This is a genomic window from Verrucosispora sp. SN26_14.1 (assembly GCF_004307965.1).
GTDB lineage: Bacteria > Actinomycetota > Actinomycetes > Mycobacteriales > Micromonosporaceae > Micromonospora.
In genome coordinates this window covers 1-5,992 of record NZ_SISL01000359.1, presented here as the reverse complement: position 1 = coordinate 5,992, position 5,992 = coordinate 1, and the positions used below count along the sequence as shown (strand labels likewise).

Genomic DNA, 5,992 nt, shown 5'->3' with positions numbered 1-5,992 from the left:
GACGCGCGCAGCCGGGCGGTCAGCTCCGCCGCGAGCGCGCGGCCGTCGGGGTCGTCCACCGGCCGGGGTACGGCGTGCACGCCGACGGGCAGCCGCCCGGTCGCCGCCATCTCCTGGTGCACCTCGTCGTCCCGGCGGCGGAACCGGGTGCGCAGCGATCCGTGCCGGGCGACCAGTGCGCCGAGGGCCCGCACCGCCTCGGGGACGGTCACCTCGGTCCGCGCCGACACGGCGAGCGTGCGGGGGAGACTCAGCACCCGGTACGCGGCGGGGGACTCGAACTCCTCCACGGTCCGCCACATGGCGCGTTGTCCCCAGGTCAGCGGCGCGCTGGCGGCCCGCCCGCCCGCGAAGTCCGCGTACGCCGTCTCCTCGGCGTGCCCGGCGCGGCGCGGGACCGGCCCGGCGGTGCCGGTGGACGTCGGTGACCAGGGCCATCGCACGTCGTCGAAGGCCGCCTCGACCAGCAACTCCTCCATGCCCCGCAGGAACGGCTCGACGGAGTCCATCGCGAGGTGCCGGGTGTCGACGGTGAGCGTGACGCCCACCGCGTCCGGCTCGTCCACGACGTGGGCCAGCAGGTGCCAGGAGGCCGCGTTCAGCCCGGCGGTCCAGGAGAAGTCACTCTGGGCGGTGGCCGCCCGCAACTCGTCCCGGGTCACCTCGGGCGGCTGGTCGAGGCCGCCGAGTGGCAGCCGGACGTCGTTGAAGTAGTGGTGCGGGTGGAACGCCGTCTCGTAGTCGACGCCCTGCTCCTCGAAGGCGTGCCGCAGCGCGGACGGCTGGTAGTACGCGTGCCGCAGGCCGTTCAGCGACGCCGCCCAGACCCGGCGCAGCAGCTCGGCGAAGTCGGTGCACCCGGCCAGGTCCACCACGCAGAATCCGATCTGACCGAGGTTCGCCACCGCCTGCGCGTACTCGGTGCGGAACCGGTTGTGCGACATCGGGAAGAGGCCGGACAGTTCGTGCCCGGAGGTGCGTACGGCCATCGCCTGGTAGCCGGCGAGCAGCGCGGCGGAGACGCTGACCCGATGTCGGGCGGCGACCAGCCGGGCCGCCCTGTCCATCGCGGAGGAGACCAGGACGCCCCGACGCAGGTGCGGCGTCAGCCCCGGCCCGGCCGGGACCAGCGGCTGCCGGGGGAGCCGGTCGAACTCCCGCTGCCAGTACGCCACCGCCCGCTGTGAGCGCTCCCGGTCGGGTCCCTGCTGGAGCCGGGCCACCTCCGCCGACTGCGGACCGGCCGGAGTGTGCAGGCCGCCGCGCAGCAGAAGCAACCGCAGGTCACGCAGCACGATCTCGACCGCGTGGGCGTCCACTGTGGTGTGGCTGAACACCAGCACGATCTGGCGTACCCGATCGTCCACAGTCACCAGTGCGACCCGCAGCGGCCACTCGGCCGAATGGTCGAACGCGACGTCGCCGAGCCGTTCGGCGGCCTGCCGTGCGGCCTGCGCACCGTCACCGGTGCCGGGATGGAGCAGCAGCGGGAACAGCCCGGCGGGGGCGACCTCCTGCCGGGGCTCGCCGTCGACGACCGGGAGCCGGGTGCGCAGCGCGGAGTGCCGGCTGACCAGCGCACCCACCGCCCGGGTCGCGGTCGTCACGGTCACCCCGGCGCGGGGGGAGACCGGCACGGCCCGCCGCAGGTTGAGGAACCGGTGGTTGGAGCCGAACCGGGCGATCGAGCGCAGGAGGACCTGCTGAGCCCAGGTCGGTGGCGCCGTCCCGGCACCACCGCCGGAGAACTCGGCGTAGCGCAGCGGTTCTGCCGCCCACTCGGCGGGGACCACCGTATCCGCGAATCGCATTCCTGACGGTACGACGGTCCGTTCCGCTGCTGGATCGATCGATCGAGTCCTACACAGTGGACCGATCAGCCGATCCACCCTCTGGGAAGCGGGATGCAGACTACTGACTCCCGTCCGTCATCGGATTGAGGCATAGCGTGACGAACGTCGACGTGCCGGCCCGAGACACCACCGTCATCCCGACGGCGACTCCGCCCGCCGGAGCGCCCCGACTCTCCTTCGGCCAGGAACGGATCTGGTTCACCGAACAGCTCGTGCCCGGCACCGCCGCGTACCTCGTCCACTCGACCGTGCGGGTGCGTGGACCGCTCGACGTCGAGCTGCTGCGGGCCGCCGTCGACGCGACCGCCGCGCGGCACGACAGCCTCCGCATGCGGTTCACCGAGAACGCCGACGGCGAGCCCGTCGTGCACGTCGCCCCCGAGGTGCGGGTGCCGGTCACCGTGACCGCCGTGCCCGGTGAGGCCGAGGCCCGCGAGCTGGTGGCCGGCTCGGTCCGCACCCCGTTCGACCTCGGCGTCGCGCCCCTGCTGCGGGTGCTCGTCGTCCGGCTCGGCGACCAGGAGCACCTGGTGCATCTCGCCATGCACCACATCGTCAGCGACGGCTGGTCGCTGACCCTGCTGCTCGACGAGATCGCCGCGACCTACGGCGCACTGCGCGACGGCACGCCGCCGCCCCCGGCACCGGCCACCGGCTACCTGGAGTACGCGGCCTGGCAGCGGGACCGTCTCGACGGACCGGCCACCGGGGACGGGTTCGCCTACTGGACCGGAGCACTGGCCGGGGTACCCGCGCTGGAACTGCCCACCGACCGGCCCCGCCCGCCGGTGCAGTCCTACGCCGGTGCGACCCACCGCTTCACCCTCGACGCCGACCTCACCGACGGACTTCGCCGGCTCAGCCGCGCCCACCGGGCCACCCTCTACATGACCCTGCTCACCGGCCTGCAGGCGGTGCTGTTCCGCTGCAGCGGCCAACGGGACTTCGCCATCGGCTCGCCGGTCGCCGGACGGGTGGTGCCGGAGCTGGAGAACCTCGTCGGTCTCTTCGTCAACACCCTCGCCCTGCGCGCCGACCTCTCCCCGGTCGCCGCGACCGCCGACAGCGCCGCCGTCGAACCCAGCTTCGCGACCCTGCTGCGGCGCACCCGCACCACCGTCGTCCGCGCCCTGGCCCACCAGGAGATCCCGTTCGAACGCCTGGTCAAGGACCTGAACGTCGCCCGGGACGTGAGCCGCTCCCCGGTGTTCCAGGTGCTGTTCACCCTCCAGAACTTCGCGCCCGGCGGCACCCGGTGGCCCGAGGACCTGCGCGCCGAGGGCGTCGGGACCGACGTGGCCAACGCCCGCTTCGACCTGTCGCTCTACGTCGGCGAGTCCGCCGACGGGCTGCGCGGCATGGTGGTCTACGACACCGACCTCTTCGACGCCGCCACCGTACGCCGGCTGACCGCAAGTCTCGCCACGCTGCTGCGCGCCGCCGTCGCCCGGCCGGACCTGCCCGTCGTCGACCTGGACCTCCTCGACGCGGACGAACGGGACCGGGTGCTGGCCCTGGGCCGACCCGAACACGACGCGGTGGCCCGGGTCACCGGCGCGGCGACCACCCTGGCCGAGCTGATCGGCCCGCACGTCGCCGCCACCCCCGACGCCCCGGCGGTGGTCCTCGGCCCGGACACGCTCACCTACCGGGAACTGGACCGGCGGGCCAACCAGCTCGCCCACTGGCTGCGCCGCCGGGGCGTCGGCCCGGACCGGCTGGTCGGGGTGCTGCTCGACCAGTCGGTCGACCTGGCCGCGACGCTGCTCGGGGTGCTGCGGGCCGGTGGGGCGTACCTGCCGCTGGACCCGGAGCAACCCACCGCACGGCGGGGCCTGATGCTCGCCGACGCCCGTCCGACCGTGGTGCTGACCAGCTCCGCCCTACGTGACGGGCGGCCCGCCGAGGCGAACACGGTCGCCCTGGACGAGATCGCCGACGAGGTCGCGGCCCAGCCCGACACCGCGCCGGAGACCGGCACCACCGGCGAGCACCTCGCGTACGTCATCTACACCTCCGGCTCCACCGGCACCCCGAAGGGGGTCGCCGTGGCACACCGGCAGGTGCTGCGCTACCTCGACGGGGTGGCCGACCGGTTCGCGGTCGTCCCGGCCGCCCGGTACGGGCTGATGCAGTCGATGTCGTTCGACTTCAGCGTGACCCTCTTCTATCTGGCGCTGGCCACCGGTGGCGCGGTGCACCTGCTGCCCCGCCGGTGCACCGGCGCGGAGCTCGCCGAGCGGCTGCGGACCGCCCGCATCGACTACCTGAAGATCACACCGTCGCACCTGTGGGCGCTGACCGCCGACGCCGCGCCGGGGGAGCTGCTGCCCGCCCGCGCGCTCGTGCTCGGTGGTGAGGCGTCCGACCTGGACCGGGTCGGCCCGCTCGCCGCCGCCGGTCCGGCCCGGGTCTTCAACCACTACGGCCCCACCGAGGCCACCGTCGGCGTCACCACCTACGAGGTCACCGCCGACGCGCCGGCCACCGGACCGGTGCCGATCGGCCGGCCCCTGCCGCACGCCCGGGTGTACGTGCTCGACGAGCGGATGCGTCCGGTCCCGGTCGGCGTACCCGGTGAGGTGTACCTCGGCGGTGACCGGCTGGCGCGCGGATACCTGAACCGGCCCGACCTGACCGGCGAGCGCTTCGTCCCCGACCCGTACGGTCCACCCGGCGCGCGTCTCTACCGCACCGGCGACCTGGGCCGCTGGCGCGCCGACGGGCAGCTCGTCTTCCTCGGCCGCCGCGACCACCAGGTCAAGATCCGTGGCTACCGGGTCGAGCTCGGCGAGATCGAGGCCGCGCTGCGGGACTGCCCCGGGGTACGGCAGGCCGCGGTGCTGCTGCGCGACGAGCGGCTGGTGGCGTACCTGGAGGCGGCACCCGACGTGGCCGCGCCCGAGCCGGCCGCGCTGCGTCGGCGGCTCGCCGACCGGTTACCCGAGCACATGGTGCCGAGCCGGTGGGTTGCCCTGGACCGGCTGCCGTTGCAGGAACACGGCAAGGTGGACCGGCGGGCCCTGCCCGAGCCCGTCGACGACGCCCCGACCGGTGCGCGGGAGACGCCGACCGGGCCGGTGGAGACGCTGGTGGCCGACGTCTGGCGAGCCGTTCTCGGGGTGACCGAGGTCGGCGCCACCGACGACTTCTTCGAGCTGGGCGGGCACTCCCTGCTGGCCACCCAGGTGGTGGCCCGGCTCCGTCGGGAACTGCCCGACGTGGTCGGCACGGTCGCGCCGCCGGTCAGCGTGATGGACCTGTTCCGCCACCGCACCGTACGCGAGCTGGCCCTGCTGGTCGCCGGGGACGGCACGGACCGCGGCGGGCTGCTGCACGAACTGACCCCGCCGATGCCCGCCGGCACCCGGATCGCCACCCTGGTCTGCGTCCCGTACGGCGGCGGCAGCGCGGTGGTGTACCAACCGCTGGCCGACGCCCTGCCGCCCGGGTACCGGCTGCTGTCGGTGGCCGTACCCGGGCACGACATCGGCCTCGCCGACGACCCGGCACCCATTGCGGAGGTCGCCGCCGACGTCGTCGCGGAGATCCTGCACCGGGTCACCGGGCCGCTGATCCTGTATGGACACTGCGGCCCCGGCGGGGCGCTGGCCGTGGAGGTCGCCCGCCGGCTGGAGGCCGCCGGCCGGGACCTGGAGGCGGTGTACCTGGGCGCGGTCTTCCCGTTCGCCCGTCCCGTCGGCGGCCTGCTCGGCCCGCTGCTGCGACTGCGGTTGGCCGAGCGGCTGCGCAGCGACCGGATCTACCGCACCTGGTTGCAGGCGCAGGGCACCTCCATCGGGTCACTGGCACCGGACGAGGTCGCGTTCCTGATCCGCGCCATGCGGCACGACGCCGAGGTCTCCGAGGAGTACTTCACCGAGCTGATGCGGCGACGGGTCGGCCCGCTGCGGGCACCGATCGTCTCCGTGGTCGGCGAGCGTGACCGCAGCACCGACTTCCACGAGGAGCGCTACCGCGAGTGGCACTTCCTCAGCGACCGCACCGCGCTCGCCGTGATCGACGAGGCCGGACACTACTTCCTCAAGTACCGGGCGGCCGAGCTGGCCGAGATCGTCACCGACGTACACCGGCACCTCGCCGCGCCGCCGCCGTCCGCCGCGCCACCACCGTCCGCC

The 5,992-nt window shown here is 74.3% G+C and carries 2 protein-coding genes; one reads left to right on the top strand and one right to left on the bottom strand.

All coding sequences use genetic code 11. The features are described from left to right. A partial coding sequence (locus EYA84_RS24355; RefSeq protein WP_131055692.1) for a condensation domain-containing protein occupies positions 1 to 1,811 on the bottom strand: 1,811 nt, incomplete at its 3' end. A gap of 137 nt (positions 1,812 to 1,948) precedes the next feature. Between EYA84_RS24355 and EYA84_RS24350 the strand changes: the two genes are divergently transcribed. Beyond that, positions 1,949 to 5,992: non-ribosomal peptide synthetase (locus EYA84_RS24350; RefSeq protein ID WP_131055690.1), on the top strand; the 4,044-nt coding region annotated here is incomplete at its 3' end.